21 protein-coding genes are annotated in these 23,533 nt (G+C 71.5%); 10 read left to right on the forward strand and 11 right to left on the reverse strand.

The window, feature by feature from the left end; genetic code table 11:
- Positions 1-52 precede the first annotated feature (52 nt).
- Positions 53-2,737: an ATP-binding protein gene (locus ACWDRW_RS12555; RefSeq protein WP_451722539.1), complete on the reverse strand. Its 2,685-nt coding sequence runs from the start codon at positions 2,735-2,737 to the stop codon at positions 53-55.
- 194 nt (positions 2,738-2,931) lie between these two features.
- Between ACWDRW_RS12555 and ACWDRW_RS12560 the strand changes: the two genes are divergently transcribed.
- On the forward strand, positions 2,932-4,014 hold the full coding sequence (locus ACWDRW_RS12560; protein WP_451722540.1) for a DUF2510 domain-containing protein: 1,083 nt from the start codon (positions 2,932-2,934) through the stop codon (positions 4,012-4,014).
- Between the two features lie 225 nt (positions 4,015-4,239).
- Here ACWDRW_RS12560 and ACWDRW_RS12565 read toward each other — a convergent pair whose 3' ends face one another.
- A complete protein-coding gene (locus ACWDRW_RS12565) occupies positions 4,240-4,863 on the reverse strand; it encodes a TetR/AcrR family transcriptional regulator (RefSeq protein ID WP_451722542.1) in 624 nt (207 codons plus the stop codon).
- A 216-nt stretch (positions 4,864-5,079) separates the two neighbouring features.
- On the opposite strand from ACWDRW_RS12565, the gene ACWDRW_RS12570 reads away from it, so the two are divergent.
- Both ACWDRW_RS12570 and ACWDRW_RS12575 read left to right on the forward strand, forming a co-directional pair.
- Positions 5,080-5,913 carry a phosphatase PAP2 family protein gene (locus ACWDRW_RS12570; RefSeq protein ID WP_451722543.1) on the forward strand — a complete coding sequence of 278 codons (834 nt, stop codon included), beginning with the start codon at positions 5,080-5,082 and terminating at the stop codon, positions 5,911-5,913.
- A complete protein-coding gene (locus ACWDRW_RS12575) occupies positions 5,910-6,947 on the forward strand; it encodes a hypothetical protein (RefSeq protein WP_451722544.1) in 1,038 nt (345 codons plus the stop codon). Before ACWDRW_RS12570 ends, ACWDRW_RS12575 begins: the two co-directional genes overlap by 4 nt.
- Before the next feature lie 25 nt (positions 6,948-6,972).
- Here the strand turns inward: ACWDRW_RS12575 and ACWDRW_RS12580 are convergent, their stop codons facing one another.
- The 5 genes from ACWDRW_RS12580 to ACWDRW_RS12600 form a co-directional block, all read right to left on the reverse strand.
- Positions 6,973-9,024: a phosphocholine-specific phospholipase C gene (locus ACWDRW_RS12580; RefSeq protein ID WP_451722545.1), complete on the reverse strand. Its 2,052-nt coding sequence runs from the start codon at positions 9,022-9,024 to the stop codon at positions 6,973-6,975.
- Between the two features lie 142 nt (positions 9,025-9,166).
- A complete protein-coding gene (locus ACWDRW_RS12585) occupies positions 9,167-11,620 on the reverse strand; it encodes a caspase, EACC1-associated type (RefSeq protein WP_451722547.1) in 2,454 nt (817 codons plus the stop codon).
- Positions 11,617-11,988 carry an effector-associated constant component EACC1 gene (locus ACWDRW_RS12590; RefSeq protein ID WP_451722549.1) on the reverse strand — a complete coding sequence of 124 codons (372 nt, stop codon included), beginning with the start codon at positions 11,986-11,988 and terminating at the stop codon, positions 11,617-11,619. The genes ACWDRW_RS12585 and ACWDRW_RS12590 overlap by 4 nt, the downstream gene beginning before the upstream one ends.
- Before the next feature lie 61 nt (positions 11,989-12,049).
- Positions 12,050-14,017 (reverse strand): beta-galactosidase, encoded by a 1,968-nt coding sequence (locus ACWDRW_RS12595; RefSeq protein WP_451722551.1) that lies wholly within the window; start codon positions 14,015-14,017, stop codon positions 12,050-12,052.
- Positions 14,017-14,187 (reverse strand): hypothetical protein, encoded by a 171-nt coding sequence (locus ACWDRW_RS12600; RefSeq protein WP_451722552.1) that lies wholly within the window; start codon positions 14,185-14,187, stop codon positions 14,017-14,019. Before ACWDRW_RS12600 ends, ACWDRW_RS12595 begins: the two co-directional genes overlap by 1 nt.
- Before the next feature lie 215 nt (positions 14,188-14,402).
- On the opposite strand from ACWDRW_RS12600, the gene ACWDRW_RS12605 reads away from it, so the two are divergent.
- From ACWDRW_RS12605 to ACWDRW_RS12615, 3 genes are read left to right on the forward strand one after another with little or no spacing between them, the layout of a single operon-like run.
- The gene (locus ACWDRW_RS12605; protein WP_451722554.1) at positions 14,403-15,473 is read left to right on the forward strand and encodes a Rieske 2Fe-2S domain-containing protein; all 1,071 of its coding nucleotides are present in this window, start codon (positions 14,403-14,405) and stop codon (positions 15,471-15,473) included.
- The gene (locus ACWDRW_RS12610) at positions 15,470-15,625 is read left to right on the forward strand and encodes a hypothetical protein (RefSeq protein WP_451722555.1); all 156 of its coding nucleotides are present in this window, start codon (positions 15,470-15,472) and stop codon (positions 15,623-15,625) included. The genes ACWDRW_RS12605 and ACWDRW_RS12610 overlap by 4 nt, the downstream gene beginning before the upstream one ends.
- On the forward strand, positions 15,622-16,542 hold the full coding sequence (locus tag ACWDRW_RS12615) for a PDR/VanB family oxidoreductase (RefSeq protein WP_451722557.1): 921 nt from the start codon (positions 15,622-15,624) through the stop codon (positions 16,540-16,542). Before ACWDRW_RS12610 ends, ACWDRW_RS12615 begins: the two co-directional genes overlap by 4 nt.
- Here the strand turns inward: ACWDRW_RS12615 and ACWDRW_RS12620 are convergent.
- Complete coding sequence (locus ACWDRW_RS12620) at positions 16,493-17,308, reverse strand: IclR family transcriptional regulator domain-containing protein (RefSeq protein WP_451722558.1); 816 nt, start codon at positions 17,306-17,308, stop codon at positions 16,493-16,495. The genes ACWDRW_RS12615 and ACWDRW_RS12620 overlap by 50 nt on opposite strands.
- 149 nt (positions 17,309-17,457) lie before the next feature.
- Here ACWDRW_RS12620 and ACWDRW_RS12625 point away from each other — a divergent pair, with 149 nt between their 5' ends.
- From ACWDRW_RS12625 to ACWDRW_RS12640, 4 genes are read left to right on the forward strand one after another with little or no spacing between them, the layout of a single operon-like run.
- On the forward strand, positions 17,458-18,429 hold the full coding sequence (locus ACWDRW_RS12625; RefSeq protein ID WP_451722559.1) for an ABC transporter substrate-binding protein: 972 nt from the start codon (positions 17,458-17,460) through the stop codon (positions 18,427-18,429).
- Positions 18,426-19,199, forward strand: a complete 774-nt coding sequence (locus ACWDRW_RS12630; RefSeq protein WP_451722561.1) for an ABC transporter permease — start codon at positions 18,426-18,428, stop codon at positions 19,197-19,199. Before ACWDRW_RS12625 ends, ACWDRW_RS12630 begins: the two co-directional genes overlap by 4 nt.
- Positions 19,196-19,975, forward strand: coding sequence for an ABC transporter permease (locus ACWDRW_RS12635; protein ID WP_451722563.1), 780 nt, complete (start codon positions 19,196-19,198; stop codon positions 19,973-19,975). The genes ACWDRW_RS12630 and ACWDRW_RS12635 overlap by 4 nt, the downstream gene beginning before the upstream one ends.
- Before the next feature lie 20 nt (positions 19,976-19,995).
- Positions 19,996-20,799, forward strand: a complete 804-nt coding sequence (locus tag ACWDRW_RS12640; protein ID WP_451722564.1) for an ABC transporter ATP-binding protein — start codon at positions 19,996-19,998, stop codon at positions 20,797-20,799.
- A 46-nt stretch (positions 20,800-20,845) separates the two neighbouring features.
- Here the strand turns inward: ACWDRW_RS12640 and ACWDRW_RS12645 are convergent, their stop codons facing one another.
- The 3 genes from ACWDRW_RS12645 to ACWDRW_RS12655 all read right to left on the reverse strand — a co-directional run bounded on the left by ACWDRW_RS12645 (position 20,846) and on the right by ACWDRW_RS12655 (position 23,512).
- Positions 20,846-21,523, reverse strand: a complete 678-nt coding sequence (locus ACWDRW_RS12645) for a GntR family transcriptional regulator (protein ID WP_451722566.1) — start codon at positions 21,521-21,523, stop codon at positions 20,846-20,848.
- Between the two features lie 85 nt (positions 21,524-21,608).
- Positions 21,609-22,610 carry a proline racemase family protein gene (locus tag ACWDRW_RS12650; RefSeq protein ID WP_451722567.1) on the reverse strand — a complete coding sequence of 334 codons (1,002 nt, stop codon included), beginning with the start codon at positions 22,608-22,610 and terminating at the stop codon, positions 21,609-21,611.
- Between the two features lie 5 nt (positions 22,611-22,615).
- A complete protein-coding gene (locus tag ACWDRW_RS12655) occupies positions 22,616-23,512 on the reverse strand; it encodes a dihydrodipicolinate synthase family protein (RefSeq protein WP_451722569.1) in 897 nt (298 codons plus the stop codon).
- Positions 23,513-23,533: the final 21 nt, after the last annotated feature.

Below are 23,533 nucleotides of genomic sequence, written 5' to 3' on the forward strand. Positions count from 1 at the left end.
ACTGCTCGCCCCGCTGGGCCAACCCCGCCCCCAGGAACGCCGCTCGGTCCCGCTAGTCCAACCCCGCCCCGGACGCCAGCAGTTCCTCGGCCTGGGTCACCAGGCCGTCCGCGCCGCACTTGCGGGCCAGAGTCAGACCGCGGGTCAGTTCGGCGGTGGAACGGGACGCGATGCCGTACTCGATACGGGCCGCCGCGTGTTCGTACTGGCAGGGGGAGGCCTCCAGGAAGGTGACCGCCTGAGCGGCGAGCCGGACCGCGCGCTGGCCGGTCTCCAGGGCGGCGGCGCAGCGCAGGGCCTCGCCGATGGCCGTGTCGGTGCCGAAGCGCTCGGCACGCCGGCGGACGTCGGTGGCGAGCTGGGCGGCCCGCGCCGGATCCTGGGTGGCGAGGGCCCGGGCGAGGTCGACGGCCCAGGGGACCATCACCGGGTTGTGGTGGCCTCGCGCGTTCGCCGCCTTCTCCGCAGCCTCCAGTTCGTTGACGGCGTCCTGGGTGCGGCCCACCGCGAGGAGCAGCCTGCCCCGCACGGAGCGTGGGTCGGGCAGCACGATGGTGGACGGGTAGGGCGGTGCGAAGCCGTACTGTTCGGCGACGTCCCAGGCCTCCTGGACATGGCCGCGGGCCAGCAGGGTGTCGACGAGGTTGCAGCTCGCCGACCAGTACAGCGGCAGTCCACGGCCGACGCGCTCGGCGATCCGCAGGGACTCGCGCAGTGAGCTCTCGGCCTCCCGGAGGCGGCCGCGTCGGCGGTGGGCGAAGCCGAGGAAGGCGTGGGCCAGGGCCAGGTGGCCGCCGCTCCAGCCGGCCGACTCGTAGGTGCGCAGGGCCTCCGTGAACATGGTCTCGGCGCGGTCGAGCCGGTCGGTGTAGGTGTACGCGCTGGCCAGCATCATCAGGATCTCGACGCCCCACTCGGGGTCGGTCCAGCCGAGCCCGGGCGCGAGGCGGCCGTTGACCAGGGCGCGGTCGCACAGCTCGACGACCTCCTCGGCGTTCTCGCCGTGGGCCATGGCGTCGAAGCCGCGCAGGATGAGCAGGGCGCGCTCGGAGTTGTCCCGCCCGGTGCAGGTGCGGGCGAGTTCGGCGAGCCGCTCGGAGCGCTCGGGCGAGCTGGCCTCGCCCGCGTGGATGCCCTCCCACATGTACTGCACGGCCTGCAACCGCAACCGGGCGGGGCCGGACTCGTGCCGGGCGGCCTCCGCCTCGACGGTACGGACCGCCTCCTCCAACTGGTCGTTGTGCAGCAGCGCCTGGGAGAGCCGGTAGACCGCGTCCACCCGCTCGGGGCCGTCGAGTCCGGGCATGGCGAGGGCGCTGCGCAGATGGCTGATGGTGGTGGCCGGTGCGGTCAGCAGGGCGGCGCAGCCGAGTTCGTAGAGCACATGGGGGTGGACCTCGGGCAGGGGCGGCTCGCGCAGGGCGCGTTCCAGACAACGGCGGGCCGCGTCCGGGGCGCCGACGGCGAGGTGTTCGGCGGCTGCCTCGCGCAACTGTCCGACGAGTTCGGCGTCGTCGTCCGGGTGGACCTCCAGCAGGTGGCGGGAGGCGGCCGCGGCTCCGCGCCCGGAGTCGGTGACCACGCGGGCGGCGATGCCGTGCATGGCGGTGCACAGCGCGGGCGGGATGGAGTTGTAGACGGCGGAGGCGATCAGTGGGTGGACGAACTCCAGGTCGCCTTCCTCGACCGGGGCGACGGCCGGGTCGGGGGCGGTGAGGATACGGGCGTTGCACAGCAGGTCGGCGCAGCGCACGGCGTCCTCGGTGCCCATGGTGGCGAGCCGGGCCACCTGGTCGACGGTGATGCCGGCGCCGAGTATGGCGGCCGCCCAGGCGAACCGGGTGGCCTCGATGCCGAGCCCTTCCAGGCGGGCGACGAGTCCGCCGCCGCGGGCGGAGCGGTTCAGGGCCCGCAGTTCGGCCGCTGAGGACTCGACCGGATCGATCTCGGTGTCCTGCACCTTGGCGAGGAGCTCGACGGTCTCGTAGGGGTTTCCGGCGGTGACGGCCCAGACCTCGCGGCAGAACGCGGCGTCGGCGTGTCCGCCGACGGTGGCGCGGGTGAGGCTCGCGGTGGCGTCCGGGCTCAGTGCGCTGAGGGTGGCGGCGGGGCGGCTCGCGGCGGCGGCGACCGCGTCGAGGTGACGGGCGCTCTCGCCGCGCACGTCACCGGGCCGACGGGCCACGACGACCAGCACCGGCACGTCGTCGAGGCGCTCGGCGAAGGCGGCGAGCCAGCGCAGGGTCTCCTGGTCGGCCCAGTGCGCGTCGTCGATCAGCAGCACCAGCGGCCAGTCGCGCCGGGCGAGTCGGCGTACCGCGGCGACCAGGCCGTCGCACACGCCCTGCGGGTCGGCGCGGCGCTCGCCGGGTTCCGTTATGCCGAGGGCGGGGCCGGCGATGTCGTACCAGTCACCGAGGTAATCGCGGGCCTCCTCCGGCAGCAGCGACACCAGCGCGGGCTGGAGCAACTGCCGTACCACGTTGAAGGGGACGGACCTCAGGGTCTCGCCGCCGCGGGCGGACCACACCTGGCAGCCGCGCGCCTCGGCGATGCGCCGGGTCTCGGCCAGCAGGGCGGTCTTGCCGAGGCCCGCCTCGCCGCGGATCACCAACAGACTGCCGGGGGAGGAACGGTCGGCGGCCAGGGTCTCCACCGCCCGTACGACGGCGGCGACTTCGGCGTCGCGCTCCCACAGGGAAGCCGAGGTGGCCGGTGTGGGCCGTACCTCCGTCATCCCGCTACCTCCCCAAGTCGCCCGAACGACGTACAGGACTTGAGCGTAGTCCTCGGGCAGCCCGCTTGGAGGGCGGACCGGGCAGCTGTTGCCGTCACGGGTGACGGATCGTTCGGGAGGATGACAAGGCGGCGGTCCGGACCGGTCCCGATCCCTCTCATACGGCTTTCACCGTCGCCTCATACGGTGGACCCATGACGCAGGTGACTCCTCCCGGGTGGTATCCCGACCCGGGGCAGACAAGTGACGGTCCCGCCGGCGAGCGCTGGTGGGACGGCAGGGCATGGACGGAGCAGACCCGCCCCGCGGGATCGGCCTCCGCATGGGGTCCGCCGGCGCCTTCGCCGGCCGCGGGGGGACAGCCGGCCCACCCGGCCGACCCCGTCGCCGCGGGCAACCCGGCCTATCCACCCAACCCGCCCCATCCGGCTCATCCGGAGTATCAGGGGTATCCCGGATATCCCGCACATCCGGGGTATCCGGGATATCCGACACCGCCGTCCGACGGCCGACGGCGCGGGTTGCGCACGGGCATAGCCGTGGCGGTGGCCGCCGCGGTCCTCGCGAGCATCGGAGTGGGCGTGTACGTCCTCGCCGACAGCGGGGACTCGGACGGCGGCACCGCCACCGCGCAGCGGACGCCGGACAGTCAGGACGACCAGCGCGGGCCGGACGGCGAGGATCCCTTCGAGGACGGCCGTCCGGAGGGGGAGCCCTCGCCCTCCCCCGAGGGTTCCGAGGCGCCCCGGATCGAGAGCGGTTCGGTGACCGACTCGATCAGCGGGATCAGCCTGCCGGTGCCGGACGGCTGGTACGGCCAGGAGATCACCGTGGGCGCCTCGGTGACCTCGGAGGACTCGTACAAGTGCCCCGGCGACACCTCCCAGAACTGCACCAAGGGGGGCGCCTACTCGGCCCCCGCCCGGGTGCTGGGAACCTCGGGCGAGACCGCCGAGGAGGTCGCCAAGGCCGACATCGAGAAGAACGCCGAGCAGTCCTACGGCGAGGGGTACGGCGAGATCACCTCGCACGAGGTGCTGGCCTCCAAGGCGGTGACCGTGGCCGGACAGAAGGGCTATCTGGTCCGCTGGAAGGCGATCACCAGCAAGGGCGCCGACGGTTACGTCGAGTCGCTCGCCTTCCCCTCCCCCGCGGACTCCGGGCAGATCGTGGTGGTCCGCTTCGGTGTCGACGTCGGCGAGAAGCAGAGCGTGATCGACGAGATCACGGAGGGGATCGAGGTGGCGTCCGGCGGCGGCAGCGGCCAGGACGTCTGACGCCGTCGCGCGGGGCCTCGGGGGAACGATCGCCCGGCGCCCCGGGAAAGCGATGACCCGGGGGGAACTGTTCGCCGGGCGCCCCGGCAAGCGAACGGCCGGGTGGAGCACCTCTCCGCTCAAAGAGGGACCCCACCCGGCCGGGGGGTGCGCGCCGCCCCCGTCCCCACGGTGCGGCGCGTCGCAGGTCACCGTCCAGTCATCCCGTGGACGGCGGCCTGAGTCTCATGTCTGTTGTGTCAGGCCCAGCGCGGGCAGTACGGCGGCCTCCACGAACCGCAGCAGATAGTCCGGGTCGGCGAACTCGCCCTCCAGGACCGGCCGGGCGCGCAGCACCCCGAAGATCTGCGCGGCGACGTACGGCAGCGCGGGATGGTCGGCGGCGATCTCACCGCGATCGACGCCTCGCTGGATGATCGCCTGGAGGGCGGCCAGCTCGGGCTCGACGAGCGCCTCGCGCAGCGCGTGCTGAAGCTCACGGTCCTGGGTGACCGCGTGCCCGAAGGCCTGGAGCAGGACCGTGGTGTCGCCGGACCAGTCGCCCACCGCCCGTCCGGCCTCCCGCAGGTCCCCCGCGAGGGTCCCGGTGTCGATGCCGGCGAAGCGCGGGCGGCGGCTGGAGCGCAGGGCCGCGGCGACGAACTGGGGCTTGGTCTTCCACTGCCGGTAGAGCGTGGACTTGCTGCACCGCGTGCTCGCGGCGATGCCCTCCATGGTGACGGCGTCGTATCCGCACTCGCGGATCTGGTCGAGGACGGCGTCGAAGAACTCCCGCTCACGCTCGGGCGTGATCTTGGAGCGGCGCGAGGCGGCGACCGTCTCCGGTCCGTCCGCGGCCTGCGACGTCATCGGCTCTTCTCCTCGCTCGGGTTCTTCCAGTGTGGCCTATGTCTATCGATACGACAGTGTACCGGTACCCGACCGTATCGGTACACTGGCGTATCGGTACAGTGCCGTTTCGGTACTCACCCGTATCGATGAGTTCGGCACGTCCGCGGAGTCACCCACTTCGCGGGCCGCCGCCCGCACCACCCACGCACCACCGTCAGCGAAAGGGCCGGGGGAATGAATGCCCGCACCGAGCCTGCAGAAGCCGAGTCGGACGCGATAACGCGTCCGCCGCTCGTCCGGGAGCTCCTGCTCGTCGCAGGGCTCTTCCTCGTCTACAAGTTCGGCCGGCAGCTGGCCACGGGCCACACCGGCGAGGCCTTCCGCAACGCCCACCGGGTGTGGGACCTGGAGCGAGCCGTCCATCTGCCCGGCGAGGGCTCGGTGCAGTCGGTGCTGCTGCACGGCGACACCCTGGTCCATGTCGCGAACACCTACTACGCGACCGTCCACTTCCCGGCCACCGTGGCCTTCCTGGTCTGGCTCTACCTGCGCCGCCCCGCGCACTACGTGTGGGCCCGCCGGATCCTGGCCACCGTCACCGCGGTCGCCCTGGTGGGACACCTGCTCTTCCCGCTGGCCCCGCCGCGCATGCTCGGGGCGACCGGCCTGGTCGACACCGCGCGGGTGTACGGCCCCTCCGTGTACGGCCCGCCCTCCAGCGACCACCTGTCGAACCAGTTCGCGGCGATGCCCTCGCTGCACTTCGGCTGGGCCCTGATGGTGGCGATCGGTCTGATCGTCGCCACCCGCTCCCGCCGGCGCTGGCTGTGGCTGCTGCATCCGCTGGTGACCCTGCTGGTGATCGTGGGGACGGCCAACCACTACTGGCTCGACGCGGTGGTGGCCGCGGCCCTGCTGGGCCTCGCCCTCGCCGTGATCCACCTGCCGCACCGCACCCGCACCACAGCGGGCCGCGGCAGCGGGCACCTCGTACCGACCGAAGCACGGACCGAAGTACCGACCGAAGCACTGTCCGGAGAACCGACCCTCGTGGGAGCGGGCCGATGAACGCCACACTGCTCGCCGTAGTGCTGTCCCTGTTCTCGGCCGTCGCCTACGCGGCCGCCGCCGTCGCCCAGGAGCGGCTCGCCTCGCGCACGCCGGGCACCGGAGTACTGCGGCTGCTGGGCTCGGGCGCCTGGTGGTCGACGGTCGGGCTGAACGCCACCGGCGCGCTGCTGCACGTGGTCGCCCTGAAGTACGGACCGCTCACCGTGGTCCAGCCGCTCGGCGCGCTCACCCTGGTCGCGGCCGTGCCGCTGGGCGCGCGGGTCGCGGGACGCCGGGTCAGCGCCGTGGAGTGGCGCGGCACCGCCCTCACCCTGCTCGGCCTCGCGGCGATCCTCGTCACGGCCTCCGGGCACGCCCCCGACGACGTGCTGAGCGTCTCCGAGGCGGTCGCGGTCGCCGGGGTCACGTCGGTTCTGATCGCGGCGCTCGGCCGGCCCGGCAGGCGGCAGGGGCTGCGGCACGCGACCGCGTCCGGGGTCGCCTCCGGAGTGGCCTCGGCGCTCACCCAGACCGTGACGGTGGCCGCGACGGACCGCTCGGGATCGCTGCTGAGCATGCAGGTGATCGGGGTGGCCCTGGTCGTCGCGGCCTTCGCGGCGGGCGGACTGCTGCTGTCGCAGTCGGCCTATCGGGACGGCCTGGACGCCCCGCTCGCACTCGTCACCCTGTCCAACCCGGTGGCCGCCGCGCTGATCGGGCTCGCCCTGCTCGACGAGCGCGTCAAGGGCGGCGCGGCAGGGATCCTGCTCGCGCTGGCGGGCGCGGGGGTGGCGGCGTGGGGCGTGATCCTGCTGACGCGGGTCACGCACCCCGTTGCCGTCGAGGAGGCGCCGTACGCCGACACCGAGCACGTCCTGCCGTACACCGGCGACGACCAAGCGGTGCCGTACGCCACCGACGGCCACCCGGTGCCCTACGCCGACGACGAGCACCCCGTCGCCGCCGTGCTGGCTCTGGAGCCGGGCACGGCGGCGGCGGAACCGGCGCTGGTGCCCCGGCAACCGCGGCCGGGACACCTCACGCCGCTGTGAGCCGCGCGCCGACGGCCCCGCCCGACTACTCGGTGGCGATCGCCGGGTCACTCACACCGGGACGACCGTTCTCGACATGACCCGCGAACCGCCGCAGGAACGCCGCGTCGGTGTCGGAGGTGACGGTCAGGTCGTACCAGCGCCGGCTCGCCGTGAGGTCGGCGGTGTGCCGGACGGTGGCGCCGGGGCGCACGGTGAAGGTCCGCGGCGACCCGCCGTAGGCGCTGGTGACCTTCAGGCGGACCGTGCCGGAGCCCTTGTTGGTGAGGGTCAGCTCGACGCGGTCACCGGTGTGGCGGGCGGTGACCTCGGGCCCGGCGGTCTTGTTCGGGCCCTTGAAGACGCGCAGGAAGCCGTTCGGGCCGTGCACGGTCAGGTTGTACGAACCGTTCGAGTACACCGAGTTCCAGGTGTCCGCGAGGGACTTGCCCGCCTCGGTGGTGTACTGCCACGGTCCGTCGGTGCGGTTGCCGGAGGTCACCAGGAAGGCGGCGCCCGCCTTGGCGCCGGAGGCGAAGGTCAGCGTGAACCTGCCGGTCGCCGCGTCCACCGACCCGTCCACGCGAGGGGCGTACTTCAGCGGGCGGGCCGGGCGCAGACCGCGCTCCTGGCGGGGCATGTCCGGGTCGGCCGGCGGGGTCGGCCGGTAGTCGGGGTGCCGCTCGCGGTCCTGCGGCTCGTACTCGTCCGTCCCCGGCAGGGCGGCCGGGCGGCTGTCCTTGCGGGAGAAGTCGAAGGCCGAGGTCAGGTCGCCGCACACGGTCCGGCGCCACGGGGAGATGTTGGTCTCCTTGACGCCGAAGCGGCGCTCCATGAACCGCAGGATCGAGGTGTGGTCCAGGGTCTCGGAGCAGACGTAGCCGCCCTTGCTCCACGGCGAGACGACGAGCATGGGCACGCGCGGGCCGAGGCCGTAGGGGCCGGCCGGGCGGCGGCTGTCGCCCTGGTAGAGGTCGAGCGAGACATCGACGGTGGACTTGCCCCGGGAGGCGTCCTTGGGCGGGAGCGGCGGCACCAGGTGGTCGAAGAAGCCGTCGTTCTCGTCGTACGTGATGAACAGGGCCGTCCTCGACCAGACCTCCGGGTTGGAGGTGAGGGCGTCCAGGACCTGGGCGATGTACCAGGCGCCGTAGTTCGAGGGCCAGTTGGAGTGCTCGCTGAAGGCCTCGGGGGCGGCGATCCAGGAGATCTGCGGCAGCTTCCCGGCCTTGACGTCGGCCCTGAGCCGGTCGAAGTAGCCGTCGCCGTTCTTGACGTCGGTACCGGTGCGGGCCTTGTCGTACCAGGGCTCACCGGGCTGGGCGTTGCGGTACTTGTTGAAGTACAGCAGCGAGTTGTCGCCGTAGTTGCCGCGGTAGGCGTCGCTGATCCAGCCCCAGGAACCGGCCGCGTCCAGGCCGTCGCCGATGTCCTGGTAGATCTTCCAGGAGATCCCGGCCGCTTCCAGGCGCTCGGGGTAGGTCGTCCAGCCGTAGCCCAGCTCGTCGTTGCCGAGCACCGGGCCGCCGCCGGTGCCGTCGTTGCCCGTGTGACCCGACCACATGTAGTAGCGGTTGGGGTCGGTGGAGCCGATGAACGAGCAGTGGTAAGCGTCGCAGATGGTGAACGCGTCGGCGAGGGCGTAGTGGAACGGGATGTCCTCGCGGTTCAGGTACGCCATGGTCGTGGTGCCCTTGGCCGGGACCCACTTGTCGTACTTGCCGCCGTTGTAGGCCTGCTGGCCGTCGGTCCAGCCGTGCGGCAGGCCCTCCAGGAACTGCATGCCGAGGTCGTCGGCGGTCGGGTGGAAGGGCAGCAGGTCCTTGGTGCCGTCGGACTGGTGCCACACCGACTTGCCGTTGTCCAGCGTCACCGGGTGCGGGTCGCCGAAGCCGCGGACGCCTCTCAGCTTGCCGAAGTAGTGGTCGAACGAACGGTTCTCCTGCATCAGGACGACGATGTGCTCGACGTCCTCGATCGACCCCGTGCGGTGGTTCGCCGGGATGGCGGCGGCACGCTGAATACTGCTCGACAGCGCGGTGAACGCGGAGGTGGCGCCCGCGAGCTGAAGGAATCTGCGCCGGTTGACTTCGGGCATGAGTGAGGGACCTCTCCCCTTGAGGGTGTTCGACCGGTCGGTTCTGATTGACGGATTGTGCGCGGAAGGAGTGTTCCAAGAGCACCAAACGTCAGGGAAGGGTCTGGTGGCTGCTGTGTGAAAGTCATCGGTACGGGTGGTGTCAGTGGCTGGGATGCGTCAGTCGCTGGATCCGGGAGTGCCGGCCGCCGGCGTGGTGGGCGAGGGCTCGGTCGAGTTCCTCGGGGGTGGCGTCGAGGCGGCTTCCCTCGAGGGAGATCAGACGGAGGCCGCCGTACTCCTGCCGGTAGGGCCACCAGACGGAACGGGGCGGCCGAGCACCGGGTCTGAGCCACATCACCAAGGAGTTCCGGGTGGCGGGGTGTTGGGCGGCGATGATGCCGACGCTTTCTATGTCGCCCCAGGGGATGCGCAGGCTGCGCGGGCGCGCTCCGGAGAGGGTGAGGGTGAGTCCGGTGGCGCCGACGTGAAGCGTCACACGGTGGCGGCCCGTCAGGAAGTAGAAGGCGAAACCGAAGAAAGGGAGCGGGGCGAGGACGAAGTCCTGGAGCATTGCCAGGAGGATCGGCACATCCCGGTCGTCGGTCGAGAGGATGAAGGCGACCAGCGGCGCGATGAGCACGGCGCCGAGGGCCGTCGCGGCGCCTTGGGATCTGCGGCCTTCGAACGTGGTCCCTCCATCGGACGGGACGGCCTCGGCGGGCGCGGCCTTCAACCACCGGTTTCCCGGCGGGGCGAGCTGGTCGGGGGCGGCGAAGCGGGCGAGCGCGGTGCGCAACTCGTCCGGATCCAGGCTTACTTCGGGAATGGCGCACAGAGTGACGAACCCGTCACCGAGTCCGGGTAGTCGTCTCGCTCCGCGATCGCCCGGTTCGCGGGCGCGCTCGACCGGACGCAAGGCCAACAGGCCCAGTCTGTCCGTGCCTTGGCGCCAGTGCGCGATGCCGATCCGCTCGATCTCGGTCCAGGCGTAGACGATTTCGGTGTCCGCGCGGGTGAGCGTCAGGCCGGCCGCGCTGATCACCAGACGGACCGGGTGTACGAGCCGCGCGAGGGCGAGCCACGCCACCGCGCAGGCGGCGGACGACCAGAACAAGGACGGGACGGCGAGCCAGAGGCGGACGGGATCGGCCTGCATCTCCTGTGGGAAGCCCAGATAGGCGAGCGCCGCGGCGACGAGGGCCGTGACGACGAGGAACCCCCTGTCCGCGGACAGGACCGTCGCGCCGTCCTCGTCCGGCGGGGCCTGCCCGAGCGGGCCGCTGCTGGGGGTCCACGCCGATCCCGCGGCCTGGGAGAGGGCTCTCTCCACCACGGTGGGCGGTGAGTCGAGGTGTGTCAGGCGTGCGAAGCGAAGTGCGCCCGTCGCAAGGTCCGGCCTCGGGCCGGGCGCGCCACGCCTGGCGGTCTTGATCAGGACCCCCGGCTTGGGACGCAGCATCAGGGTGTACCGAGGGCCGCGCAGCCGTCCGCCCGGACGGGCGACGACCCACACCCGGCTGACCCGGTGCCAGGGGTAGTAGAAGTGGTGGTCCTTGCCGTACCGGACCTCGATCCCGTCCGGGCCGACGGCCAGGGTATAGCCACTGGGACTGACGCGGCCCACCGTGCCGAAGAGCAGGATCACCGCCACGAGCACCCCGATCAGGGCGGTGCCGGCCGCGGTGCCCGGCCCCGAGGGCTCCCCGTCCTTCGGTCCGAACCGCGCGAAGACCCAGAGGATGGCGAACAACGCCGGGACGACGATCGCCCCCTCCATGAGGCGCCGGTGCCAGACCTGGGGCCGCAACCGTGTCACGGAGACCGGGCCCGCGTCCTTCACGACCACGGGCCGGTCGACGGCTTCGCCCTTGCCCGCCGCCCGGTTCCGCACCAGCGCCAACGACGCGTGCCCGTCCGACCCCTGCTGCTGAGGACGCGGCATGGAACGCGCCTCCAGCGCGGCCGCCAGCGGCTCGAACAGCGCGCTCAGCGGCAGCAGTTCGGGGCCGCCGGGCACACCGTCCCGCAGCAACTGGATCAGCTCGCCGGTAAAGGCGGTGTAGCGATCCGCAGGCGGCGCGTACGACTTCAGGTCCCCGGACGAGGACGTCAGGAGATACGTCCCCCGGATGTCCAGCCGCGTCTGCGCCCCCTCCGCGTCGCCCATCATCGCGTCCAGCACCCACCCGCTCTGACAGCAGTCCAGGATGAGGATCTTGTTGCGGCAGGGCGCGGTCTCGAAGATCTCGCGGATGGCCTGGAACGGCACGGTCGTCCAGCGCAGGTCGTTCTGGTCGGCCCCGCTGAGCGCCAGGTGCAGCTCGCTGTAGTCGTGGTTGAGGATGCCGTGCCCGGAGAAGTACACGAGCAGCGTGTCCGGGGCGTCCGCCGCGGCCTCCCGGATCGTGCGGCACACTCCGCGCGGGTCGGTCGAGTCCTGCACGACCGTGCACCGGCCCGGCAGGAACGCGCCCGTGTCCGCGGTGAGCAGCTCGGACAGCACCTCGAGGTTGTTGCGCACGGCCAGGAGCGGCTTGAGGTCCGGGGTGGCGTAGATGGACGTGCCGATCAGGACCGCCCGGGACCCCCGGGGGTCCGGCAGTCGCGGCGTCACGGCCGCGGTGGGTTCAGGTGGTCGCGGAAGGCCTCCTCCAGCAACGTCCGGGCGTCCTCGACGGAGTCCGCGGTGACCTTGGCGCTTCGGCCGTCGGCCAGGGTGATCTCCACGGAGGTGGGCGACCGCCGGGCCGACAGCAGGGCGGGCAGCGTGGTGATGAGCGCGGTGACCGCGCCTCCGCTGCCGAGCCCGATGAGCAGCAGCTCCAGGCCGCCACCCATCTCGCCTTCCTCCGCTTCGGCCGGCACGACCTCCACATGGCCGCGCAGCTCGGGCCGTGCCGTCAGTTGCTTGCGCAGGGCCACGAGTTCGGCCCCCGTAGCCCCCGCACCCGTCTCGTCGATCAGCCGCAGCTTCACCTGCATACCGTGTCGCCTCCCCCGTCGTGCCTTCGGGGTCAAGTGTGCGGGAGGGGCAGGGGAGTTGTCAGGGCCGCAGGACACTCACGCCGTAACGGTCCAGGGTGAGCCGGCCGGTGACCGTCTCGCCGGTGAGCAGGTCGCGGTGGATGCCGGGGACCTCGACGGTGACCGGCTCCCGACCGTGGTTGAGCACGAACAGCGCCTCGCCCCGGCGTACGGCCTCGACCTGGTCCGGGAGACCGGCGAGTACCGGCCGGACTCCGGCACCGTCCGCGATCCGGGTCAGGAGAGCGCGCAAGGCACGCGGCTCCGGGAGCGTGGAGACGTACCAGGCCCGGCCCTTGCGCAGGAGCGCGGGCCGCCCGTCCAGTTCGCCGCCCTGGTACGGCACGGTCTCGGCGGCGGTGCCGTCGCCCTCCAGCTCCTCGGACCACAGGGCGCCCGTGAAGCCCGCGCAGGCGACGGTCTCCCCCGCCTCCAGCGGCCACCACTCGTGCAGTGTGCGGATGCCGAACAGCTCCCGAAGCCGCGGGTCCATGCCGCCGGGGCGCACCCGGTCGTCCTCGTCGGCCACGCCGGTCTGGAAGCCGCACACGAGGGTGCCGCCCTGGCGGACGTAGGCGAGGAGGTTCTCGACCGCGGTGTCGGTGAGCGCGTACAGCTGTGGCACGGCGACCATCGCGTACGGCGTCAGGTCGTGCTCGGGGTGGGCGAAGTCGGTGGTGAGGTGGGACTGCCACAGCGCGCGGTGCCAGGCCCTGAGGACGTCCGGGTAGTCGACCTGGGTGGACAGGCGGCCGTCGTGGGCGCCGGCCCACCAGGAGTGCCAGTCGTGCAGGACGGCCACCTGGGCGGTGCTGTGGCCGCCCGACACCTCCGGGGCGATCCGTGCGAGGTCGGCGCCGAGCCGCTTGACCTCCTGGTACGTGCGGCCCCCCTCCCCCGCGTGACCGACCATGCCGGAGTGGAACTTCTCCGCGCCCTGCCGGGACTGCCGCCACTGGAAGTAGCAGACGGCGTCGGCGCCACGGGCCACGGCCTGGAGGGACCACAGCCGGTTGAGTCCGCGGGGCTTGGGGTGGTTCACGCCCCGCCAGTTGACCGGCCCCGCCGCCTGCTCCATGAGCAGCCACGGGCCGCGCGCCTGGGAGCGGGTCATGTCCTGCACCAGGGCACCCTCCTGGGCGCCGAGCGGATCGCTCGGGTCGGGGTAGAGGTCGACGGAGACGACGTCCTCCTCCTCGGCCCAGCGCCAGGCGTCCACGCCGGTGAACAGGGGCATGAAGTTGGTGGTGACCGGCAGGTGCGGGCAGTGGCGGCGGACGATGTCCCGCTCGGCGCGGAAGCACTCCAGGAGCGCGTCGGAGGTGAAGCGCCTGAAGTCCAGCACCTGGGTGGGGTTGCGCAGGTAGTGCGGCAGGCGGGGCGGCAGGATGCCGTCCCAGGTGTCGTAGCCCTGGCTCCAGAAGGCGGTGCCCCAGGCGGAGTTGAGGGCGTCGAGGGTGCCGTATCTCTCGCGCAGCCAGCGGCGGAACGCGGCCGCGGCCTCGTCGCCGTGGTCGAAGGTGCAGTACTCGTTGTTGATGTGCCACATCGTCAGGGCCGGGTGGTCGCCGTAACGGGCGGCCAGGTCCTCGGTGATGGCGGCGGCGTAGCGCCGGTAGGTGCCGCTGGAGTGCGAGAAGTGCTGCCGGCCGCCCCACCACTCGGTGCGGCCGTCCTCGGTGACGGGCAGGGTGTCGGGGTGCAGCCGGCCCATCCAGGGCGGGGGCGAGGCGGTCGGGGTGGCGAGGACGACACCGACGCCGCTCTCGTGCATCAGGTCCATGACCCGGTCCAGCCAGCCGAACTCCCGTGCTCCCGGCACGGGTTCGAGCTTCGCCCAGGAGAAGACGCCGAGGGTGACCGAGTTGACCCCGGCCTCCTTCATCAGCCGGACGTCCTCGTGCCAGACCTCCTCCGGCCACTGCTCGGGGTTGTAGTCACCGCCGAACAGCAGGCGGCCCCGAGTGGCGTCGATCAGACCGGGCATCAGACGGGATCCCCATACTGCACACCCCGCCCGTACACACGCGCATCACCGACCATGCCCGCCTCGATCCAACCCCACTGATGCCGGTCGTCGTGGTCGTCCCAGCGACAGGCGCCGCCGATGTCGGTACGGGCGTAGGCGGAGCGTCTGCTGAGGTGAAACCTGGTCATGGCATAGCCCGTTTCTGGACGGCTAGTCGAAGCGCTTCAACTGCACCAGGCAAGGTAGTGAGCTGTCCCCTACGAGACAAGAGGTTTGGCTGTCGAAGCGCTTCACATCGCAAGGCGCCACCAGGAGAGCCTTCCGCGAGACGGAAGGAGTGTTGCGCCAGCGCGAGGCCCGTCCCGACGATGTCGCCACGACCCACAGACGGGAGCCAGCCGCCATGCCCCACCTGACCGCGTTCGCCAGGAACCAGTGGTACGTCGCCGCCTACAGCCACGAAGTCGGGCGGGAGTTGCTCGGCCGGACGGTTCTCGGGGAGCCGCTCGTCTTCTACCGGACCGAGGAGGACGGGACGGCCGTCGCGCTGCACGACCGGTGTGTGCACCGTCGGTATCCGCTGTCCGAGGCGCCGACGCGGCTGGACGGGGACCGGATCGTGTGCGGGTACCACGGGTTCACGTACGACACGACCGGGACGTGTGTGTACGTGCCGGGACAGAAACGCGTCCCCCGGACCGCGCGCGTCGCCTCCTACCCCGTCGTCGAGCAGGACTCGCTGGTGTGGGTGTGGATCGGGGATCCCGCCCTCGCCGACCCGCGGAGCATTCCGCGCGCCCGGCACCTCGACGCCCCCGGCTGGACCACCGTCCGCGGCATGGAGCCCATCGACTGCGACTACGGCCTCCTCGTCGACAACCTCCTCGACCTGTCCCACGAGACGTACCTGCACGGCGGTTACATCGGCACCCCCGAGGTCGCCGAGACGCCGATCACCACGGAGGTCGACGAGGGCGCCGGGATCGTGCGGGTGAGCCGGCACATGGACGACGCCGAATGCCCGCCGTTCTACGCGAAGTCGACCGGCATCGAGGGCCGGATCATGCGCTGGCAGGACATCGAGTACCACGCGCCCTGTCTGTACCTGCTGCACAGCAGGGTCGCGCCGGTCGGGGTGGTCCCGAAGGCGGACGGCAGCGATCCGGGCGGGTTCCACACCGAGATCACGTACGCCATCACCCCCTCCGGCGACGGCAAGGTGTACGACTTCTGGGCCGTGTCCCGGGACTGGGCGACCGAGGACGCCGAGGTCACCGAGTTCCTGCGGAGCAACAACCACACCGTCGTCATGCAGGACGTCACCGCGCTCAACCTCCTCCAGCGCGCCCTCGGCACCGAACGGCACGGCTATCAGGAGCTGAGCATCAACATCGACACCGGCGGTCTGGCCGCTCGCCGCATCCTCGCCCGGCTGGTCGAGGAGGGCGACAAGCCCGTGGAGAAGGTCCTGTGACCGCGCCGACCGGCGAGATCTACCGCATCGACTGGGTTCCGGGCACCGACGTCCTGCACGGCACCTGCCACTGCGGCGCCGAGCACACCGCCGAGGACCCCAACGCGATGTGGGAGTGGATGCTCGCCCATCCCGAGGGGCACACGCCATGAACGAACTCGTCGTCCAGGAACGGCAGTTCGCCGCCGACGGGGTGGTCGTGATCACCCTGCGGAATCCTCTCGGCGGACCGCTCCCCGCCTGGGAACCCGGCGCCCACGTCGACCTCCTGCTCGCCCCGGGCCTGGAGCGCCAGTACTCCCTGTGCGGAGACCCCGCCGACCGCTCCGCCTGGCGGATCGCGGTGCTGCGGGAGCCGGACGGTCGGGGTGGATCCGCCTTCGTGCACGAGGAGTTGGAGACAGGGCGCGAGGTCGACGTGCGCGGTCCGCGCAATCATTTCGGGCTTGTCCCCGCACCCCGCTACCTCTTCCTCGCCGGGGGTATCGGCATCACCCCGATCCTGCCCATGCTCGCCGCCGCCGAGGCGGGGGGCGCCGAATGGAGACTGTTGTACGGCGGTCGCAGCCGCGCCTCCATGGCGTTCACGGAAGAACTCCGCCGCCACGGCGACCGGGTGACGCTCACGCCGCAGGACGAGGCCGGGCCGCTGGACCTGTCCGTCCTGGACGACCTCCGGGACGGCACCCTCGTCTACTGCTGTGGACCAGGGCCGCTCCTGGACGCGGTGGAAGAGCGATGCCCGGCCGGGGTGCTGCACGTCGAGCGGTTCGCTCCGAAGCAGCGACAGCTCCACCAGGAAGCCGAGTTCGAGGTCGTCCTCGACCGCAGCGGTCGCACCCTCACCGTCCCTCCCGGGGTCTCCGTGCTCGACGCCGTGCGCGCCGCCGGTGTCGAGGTGCTCCACTCCTGCACCGAGGGCACCTGCGGCACTTGTGAAACCGATGTCCTCGAGGGCACCCCGGACCACCGGGACTCGGTCCTGACCGAGGCCGAGCGGGCGGCCGGGGAGACCATGCTCATCTGTGTGTCCCGGTGCCGGGGGAAGAGGCTCGTGCTGGACCTGTGACCCTCAGGTCGGCCTCGATCCGGGCGACCGTGTCGAGCAGTGGCGGCAGCAGGTCACGGCGCACGGATTCCAGGGAGTTGCGGCCCGCGTGCACCGCGATGTTCACCGCCGCCGTCACCTCGCCGCTCCGGTCCCGGACCGGGGCGGCGATCGAGCGCAGCCCGAGCTCCAGTTCCTGGTCGACGATCGCGTAGCCCTGGCGGCGCACCCGGCGCAGCTCGCCCCGCAAGGCGTCCGGGTCGGTCAGGGTGCGCGGGGTCAGCGGGCTCAGGTCGGCCCGGGCCAGACGGGTCTCGATCTCCTCCTCCCCCAGATGCGCCAGGATCACCCGGCCCACCGAGGTGACATGGGCGGGGAAGCGGGTGCCGACGGTGATGGCCGCGGTCATGATGCGCGTGGTGGGCACGCGGGCCACATAGACGATGTCGTCGCCGTCCAGCACACAGAGCGAGGACGACTCCCTTATCCGGCCCACCAGTTGTTCCAGATGGGGTTCGGCCAGCTCGGGCAGGGTGAAGCTGGAGAGGTAGGAGTAGCCGAGTTCCAGCACCCGCGGGGTGAGCCTGAACTGGCGTCCGTCCTGGTGGACATAGCCGAGGTCGGCCAGGGTCAGCAGCAGCCGCCGGGCCGCGGCGCGGGTCAGTCCGCAGTGGCGGGCGACCTCACTGAGCGTCCGGGTGGGGTGCTCGGCGTCGAAGGACCGGACGACGGCGAGGCCGTGCGCGAAGGAGTTCACGAAATGGCGTGCGCGGTCCGGCTCGGGCATGGTCGCCTCCTGGTGTGTCAACAATTTTGTCAGCGAAACTGGTTGACCTGATCGGTGCCGAGCCCTACCTTCCCGCTGTGCGCAGTTGAGCACTACTGTGCGGTCAACGCACAGCCTGTCGGAACACCGTTGTCTGCACAGGAGGAGTCATGCGTCGTCTGCTCGCCGGTCTCACGGCCGGCACTTTCCTGTTCGCCCTGACGGCCTGCGGCTCGTCCGACGACGGTGGTTCGTCGGACGGGGCGGGGTCCTCGGGTGGCGTCACCACGGTCACCGTGGGGCTGATCCCCATCGTCGACGTCGCGCCCGTCTACCTCGGTCAGAAGAAGGGCTTCTACGAAAAGCACGGCCTGAAACTGAAGTTGACGACCGCTCAGGGCGGCGCGGCGATCGTGCCCGCCGTCGTCAGCGGGCAGTACCAGTTCGGGTTCAGCAACATGACCTCACTGATGATCGCCCAGTCGAACAGCGTTCCCGTGAAGGCCATCGCGAACGGGATCGCCTCGACCGGCGAGGACGGCGAGGACTTCGGCGCGCTCACCGTGAAGAAGGACAGCGCGATCAAGTCGCCGAAGGAGCTCGAGGGCAAGAAGGTCGCCGTCAACACGCTGAAGAACATCAACGAGACCGCCGTACGCGAGTCCGTGCGCAAGGCCGGCGGCGACCCCGACGAGGTGCAGTTCGTCGAGCTCGCCTTCGACCAGATGCCCGCCGCCCTCGACGCCGGCCGGATCGACGCGGCGATGGTCGTCGAACCCGCGCTCGCCACCGTCAAGAGCCAGGGCGGCGCCGAGATCGCCTCGTCCCTCGTCGACGTGGCCCAGGACCTCACGGTCGCCATGTACTTCACCTCCGACCAGTACGCGCGGGAGAACCCGGAGGTGGTGAAGAAGTTCCAGGACGCCACCGCCGAGTCCCTGGCCTACGCCGACGCCCACCCCGACGAGGTCCGGCAGATCGTCACCTCGTACACCAAGATCCCGGCCACGGTGCTGGAGCAGGTCACCCTGCCGAAGTGGCCGGCCGAACCGAACCGCGCCTCCATCGAGAAGCTCATGCGACTCGGCGAGCGGGACGGGCTGTTCAAGGCCACCCCGGACCTGGACAAGCTGCTCTCGTGAAGGGCCTGAACGTCGTACTCGGCGCGGCCGGGCTCGCGGTCTTCCTCACCCTGGGCGAGGTCGTGCCGCGGCTCGGCCTGGTCAAGGAGGCCTACTTCCCGCCGACCAGCGAGATCGCCGACGCGTTCGCCACCGAACTCGCCGACTCCGCCTTCTGGTCGGCCCTCGGCGATACCCTCACCGGCTGGGCGCTGGGTCTGGCGATCGCCTCCTGCGCCGCGATCGCGGCGGGCGTGGTGATCTCGGTGGTGCCGTACCTCCGCGCGTTCACCGCCTCCACGATCGAGTTCCTGCGCCCGATCCCCTCGGTCGCCCTGATCCCGCTCGCGGTCCTCCTCTACGGCACCGAACTGCGCTCGGTCCTCCTGCTGGTCGTCTACGCCTCCTTCTGGCAGGTACTGATCCAGGTCCTCTACGGCGTCCAGGACGTCGACCCGGTCGCCGACGAGACGGCGCGGTCCTACGGTCTCGGCACCTGGGCGCGGATCCGGCATGTGCTGTGGCCCACCGCGCTGCCGTACGTCATGACCGGGGTCCGGCTGGCGGCGGCGGTCGCGCTGATCCTCGCCATCACCGCCGAACTCGTCATCGGGGCACCTGGGTTGGGGGCTCGGATCGCGATCGCGCAGAACTCGCAGGCGGTGCCGGAGATGTACGCGCTGATCGTGGTCACCGGGCTGCTGGGGCTGCTGATCAACGTGGGTGCGCGGACGGTGGAGCGGTGGGCGCTGGCCTGGCATCAGTCGGTGCGCGGGGAGGTGGCGGTGTGAGACTGCTGCTGCTGCGTCTGGCCTTCGTGTTCGCCCTGCCGGCGGTGCTCTTCACCGTCTGGTGGGTGGCCTCCGACGACAGCACGGACGTGTACTGGCCGCCCCTGCGCACGATCCTGGAGACCTTCCCCGACGTCTGGACCGGCGACCGGCTGGGGGACGACGTGCTGCCCAGCGTGCTGCGCCTGACCGGGGGTTACGCCCTCGCGGCCGTGGTGGGTGTGGGACTCGGCACGGTGATCGGCTCCTACCGCCGGGTGCGGGCGGTGTGCGAGCCGGTCCTGGAGTTCCTGCGGGCGGTGCCGCCACCGGTGCTGGTACCGGTCATCATGCTGTTCGCGGGCATCGGCGACACCATGAAGGTGACGGTGATCGCGAGCGGCTGCGTCTGGCCGATCCTGCTCAACACCGTCGAGGGCGTACGGGCGGTGGACCCGGTGATGACCGAGACGGCACGGTCGTACGGCATCAGGGGCCCGGCCCGGTTCCGGCATCTGGTGCTGCGCTCGGCGAGCCCGCAGATCTTCGCGGGGCTGCGCCAGGCGCTGTCCGTCGGGATCATCCTGATGGTCATCAGCGAGATGTTCGCCGCCAGCAACGGCATCGGCTTCACCGTCGTGCAGTTCCAGCGCAGCTTCGCGATCCCCGACATGTGGACCGGCATCCTGGTCCTGGGGCTGCTCGGCTTCCTGCTCTCCGTCGTGTTCCAACTCGTCGAACGGCGTGTCCTCGGCTGGTACCACGGCCTGCGCGCCTCCACCCGGCGGTCCCCGTGAGCCTCCTGAAAGGGCAACCCATGCTCGACGTCCGTGGCCTGCGGAAGGTGTACGAGGGATCAGGGCGGCGCGTGGAGGCGGTGCGCGATCTGACCTTCTCCGTCGACGCGGGCGAACTCGTCTGTCTCGTCGGCCCGTCGGGCTGCGGCAAGACCACCCTGCTGAAGTGCATGGGCGGCCTGCTGGCGCCTTCGGGCGGCGAGGTGCTTCTGGAGGGACGCAAGGTGACCGGGCCGCCGCCCGGCATGGCGTTCGTGTTCCAGGAGTACGGCCGCAGCCTGTTCCCTTGGATGCGCGTCGGGGAGAACGTCGAACTTCCGCTGAAACAGAAGGACTTGGACAAGACCCGGCGCCGGGAGCTGGTGCGGGACGCGCTGGATTCGGTGGGCCTGGCGGACGCCGGTGGAGCGTATCCCTGGCAGCTGTCCGGCGGCATGCAGCAGCGGGTCGCCATCGCCCGCGCGCTGGCCTACGAGCCGCGGGTGCTGCTGATGGACGAACCGTTCGCCGCGGTCGACGCGCAGACCCGCGCCGATCTGGAGGACCTGGTCCGGCGGCTCTGGCGGGAGCGGGGCATCACGATCCTGTTCGTCACCCACGACATCGACGAGGCCGTGTACCTCGGCGAGCGGGTGGTCGTCCTGTCCGCCTCCCCCACGGTCGTCCAGGAGCAGCTGAAGGTCGATCTGCCCGACGAGCGGGACCAGCTGCACACCCGGGTGGCCCCGCGCTTCGCCGAGCTGAGGACCCATGTGTACGAGCAGATCCAGGCGGCGAAGCGCGGGACACCGCTCACGAAGTCGGACACGCCTCCGCCGCACTGAAGGATGCCCGCGCGGGCCGTGCCCGCACCGCACCGTGCGCGGTGGCCTACTGCGCCGCCCACAGCCCCCGGACATGGCCCAGGTGCCGGGTCATGACCTCGTGCACCGCGCGCTCTTCGCGGGCCAGCAGCGCGTCCAGGAGCTCCAGGTGCTCCTCGGCGGAGGCGAGCAGACGGCCCGCCTGCACCAGCGCGGTGAGCCCGTAGAGGCGGGAGCGGCTGCGCAGGTCGGCGACGACCTCGACGAGATGCGCGTTGCCGGCGAGGGCCAGCAGGCCGAGGTGGAAGCGGGTGTCGGCCTCGACGTACGCGATGAGGTCACCGGCCGCCGCGGCCTGCACGATCTCGCGGGCGGCCGGGCGCAGCGCCTCCAGCGACACCGGGTCGGCGGTACGGGCCAGCGCCACCACCGTGGGGATCTCGATCAGCGCGCGGATGTGCTTGTACTCGTCGAGCTGCTTCTCGGAGACCTCGGTGACCCGGAAGCCCTTGTTGGGCACGGTGTCGACCAGGCCCTCCTTGGCGAGGTCGAGCATGGCCTCGCGCACCGGGGTCGCCGAGACGCCGAAGCGCGCGGCCAGCGTCGGTGCCGAGTACACCTCGCCCGGAAGCAGCTCGCCCGCGATCAGTGCGGCCCGCAGGGCGTCGGCGACCCGCTCGCGGTAGCTGGGCTTCTTGCCGCCCAGCGTGGGCAGGGAAGGGGCGCCGACGGACTGGGCGGGCATAGAGCGGTCTCCTAGGGAATGCGATGCCGGAAGGCTCGGGCGGGCCAATGCAATGTCACGCGTCACCCACCATTATCGCCCCGGCCTACAGGACGAATCCGGCCGGGAACGGATCGTCCGGGTCGAGCAGGTACTGCGCGGTCCCGGTGATCCAGGCCCGGCCGGTGAAGCTGGGCAGGACGGCTGGGTGACCGGCGACCTCGGTGGTACCGAGCAGCCGGCCGGTGAACCGGGTGCCGATGAAGGACTCGTTGACGAACTCGGTATGCGGCGGCAGCTCGCCGCGCGCGTGCAACTGTGCCATGCGCGCGCTGGTGCCGGTGCCGCAGGGCGAGCGGTCGAACCAGCCCGGGTGGATAGCCATAACGTGCCGTGAGTGGCGTGCCGTCGCGCCGGGCGCGTACAGGTGGACGTGGTGGCAGCCGCGGATGGAGGGATCCTCGGGGTGGACCGGTTCTGCCTCCGCGTTGATCGCCCCCATGAGGGACAGCCCCGCCTTCAGGATGTCGTCCTTGCGGGTGCGGTCGAAGGGCAGGCCGAACTCCTCCAGCGGCAGGATGGCGTAGAAGTTGCCGCCGTAGGCCAGGTCATATGTCACCGTGCGCCCGTCGGGCAGTGTGATCTTGCGGTCGAGGGCCACGGCGAAGGACGGCACGTTCTGCAGCGTGACCGCCTTCGCGGCCCCGCCCTCCACCGCCACCTCGGCGACGACCAGCCCCGCCGGGGTGTCGAGCCGGATGGTGGTGACCGGCTCGACGACCTCGACCATGCCGGTCTCCACCAGCACGGTCGCCACGCCGATCGTGCCGTGCCCGCACATCGGCAGATACCCGGAGACCTCGATGTAGAGCACGCCCCAGTCGCAGTCGGGTCGGGTGGGCGGCTGGAGGATCGCGCCGCTCATCGCGGAGTGCCCGCGCGGCTCGTTCATCAGGAACTGCCTGATGTGGTCGCGGTGCTCACGGAAGTACAGCCGCCGCTCGTTCATGGTGGCGCCCGGGACGGTCCCGATCCCACCGGTGATCACCCGGGTGGGCATGCCCTCGGTGTGCGAGTCGACGGCGTGCAGGACGAGTTGGCTGCGCATGGCCCCTACGCCAATCCGGCCGCGACGGCCTGCTCCGTGGCGGCCCGGACGGCCGCCTCCTGCTCGGGCAGCAACGGGACACGCGGCGGGCGCACGGGACCGCCGTACCGGCCGACGATGTCCATGGACAACTTGATGGCCTGCACGAACTCGACCTGGGAGTCCCAGCGCAGCAGCGGGTGCAGTCGCGCGTACAGCTTCCTGGCGGTCTCCAGGTCCCCGGCGACGGCGGCGCGGTACAACTCCACGCTCGCGCGCGGCAGCGCGTTCGGGTAGCCCGCCACCCAGCCCTTGGCGCCGGCCAGCGCCAGTTCCAGCAGGACGTCGTCGGCGCCGACCAACAAGTCGAGTTCGGGGGCGAGTTCGGCGATGCGGTAGGCGCGGCGGACGTCGCCGGAGAACTCCTTCACCGCGTGGACATACCCCTCGGCGTGCAACTCGGCGAGGAGCTCCGGGACCAGGTCGACCTTGGTGTCGATGGGGTTGTTGTACGCCACGACGGGCAGGCCCGCCTTCGCGACCTCGGCGTAGTGCGACAGCACCGAACGCCGGTCGGCGCGGTAGGCGTTGGGCGGCAGCAGCATCACGGAGGCGCAGCCCGCCTCGCGTGCCTGCTCGGCCCAGCGGCGGGCCTCGGCGGAACCGTAGGCGGCGACGCCGGGCATCACGCGCCGGCCGCCGACGGCGGCCACGGCGGTCTCGACGACCTTGGCGCGCTCCTCGGGGGTGAGGACCTGGTACTCGCCGAGCGAGCCGTTCGGCACGACGCCGTCACAGCCGTTCTCGACGAGCCAGACGCAGTGCTCGGCGTACGCCTCGTGGTCGACGGAGAGATCCTCGCGCAGCGGCAGGGCGGTGGCGACGAGGACGCCGCGCCAGGGGCGGTGGTCGATCGTGGTCATACGGTGCTCACCTCGATGGAG

Source organism: Streptomyces sp. NPDC003635 (assembly GCF_053587635.1).

Bases quoted from the DNA above. Each gene is read 5' to 3' on its own strand.
- ACWDRW_RS12555 (WP_451722539.1), bottom strand. From the start codon at position 2,737: ATGACGGAGGTACGGCCCACACCGGCCACCTCGGCTTCCCTGTGGGAG.
- ACWDRW_RS12560 (WP_451722540.1), top strand. From the start codon at position 2,932: ATGACGCAGGTGACTCCTCCCGGGTGGTATCCCGACCCGGGGCAGACA.
- ACWDRW_RS12565 (WP_451722542.1), bottom strand. From the start codon at position 4,863: ATGACGTCGCAGGCCGCGGACGGACCGGAGACGGTCGCCGCCTCGCGC.
- ACWDRW_RS12570 (WP_451722543.1), top strand. From the start codon at position 5,080: ATGAATGCCCGCACCGAGCCTGCAGAAGCCGAGTCGGACGCGATAACG.
- ACWDRW_RS12575 (WP_451722544.1), top strand. From the start codon at position 5,910: ATGAACGCCACACTGCTCGCCGTAGTGCTGTCCCTGTTCTCGGCCGTC.
- ACWDRW_RS12580 (WP_451722545.1), bottom strand. From the start codon at position 9,024: ATGCCCGAAGTCAACCGGCGCAGATTCCTTCAGCTCGCGGGCGCCACC.
- ACWDRW_RS12590 (WP_451722549.1), bottom strand. From the start codon at position 11,988: ATGCAGGTGAAGCTGCGGCTGATCGACGAGACGGGTGCGGGGGCTACG.
- ACWDRW_RS12595 (WP_451722551.1), bottom strand. From the start codon at position 14,017: ATGCCCGGTCTGATCGACGCCACTCGGGGCCGCCTGCTGTTCGGCGGT.
- ACWDRW_RS12600 (WP_451722552.1), bottom strand. From the start codon at position 14,187: ATGACCAGGTTTCACCTCAGCAGACGCTCCGCCTACGCCCGTACCGAC.
- ACWDRW_RS12605 (WP_451722554.1), top strand. From the start codon at position 14,403: ATGCCCCACCTGACCGCGTTCGCCAGGAACCAGTGGTACGTCGCCGCC.
- ACWDRW_RS12615 (WP_451722557.1), top strand. From the start codon at position 15,622: ATGAACGAACTCGTCGTCCAGGAACGGCAGTTCGCCGCCGACGGGGTG.
- ACWDRW_RS12620 (WP_451722558.1), bottom strand. From the start codon at position 17,308: ATGCCCGAGCCGGACCGCGCACGCCATTTCGTGAACTCCTTCGCGCAC.
- ACWDRW_RS12625 (WP_451722559.1), top strand. From the start codon at position 17,458: ATGCGTCGTCTGCTCGCCGGTCTCACGGCCGGCACTTTCCTGTTCGCC.
- ACWDRW_RS12640 (WP_451722564.1), top strand. From the start codon at position 19,996: ATGCTCGACGTCCGTGGCCTGCGGAAGGTGTACGAGGGATCAGGGCGG.
- ACWDRW_RS12645 (WP_451722566.1), bottom strand. From the start codon at position 21,523: ATGCCCGCCCAGTCCGTCGGCGCCCCTTCCCTGCCCACGCTGGGCGGC.
- ACWDRW_RS12650 (WP_451722567.1), bottom strand. From the start codon at position 22,610: ATGCGCAGCCAACTCGTCCTGCACGCCGTCGACTCGCACACCGAGGGC.
- ACWDRW_RS12655 (WP_451722569.1), bottom strand. From the start codon at position 23,512: ATGACCACGATCGACCACCGCCCCTGGCGCGGCGTCCTCGTCGCCACC.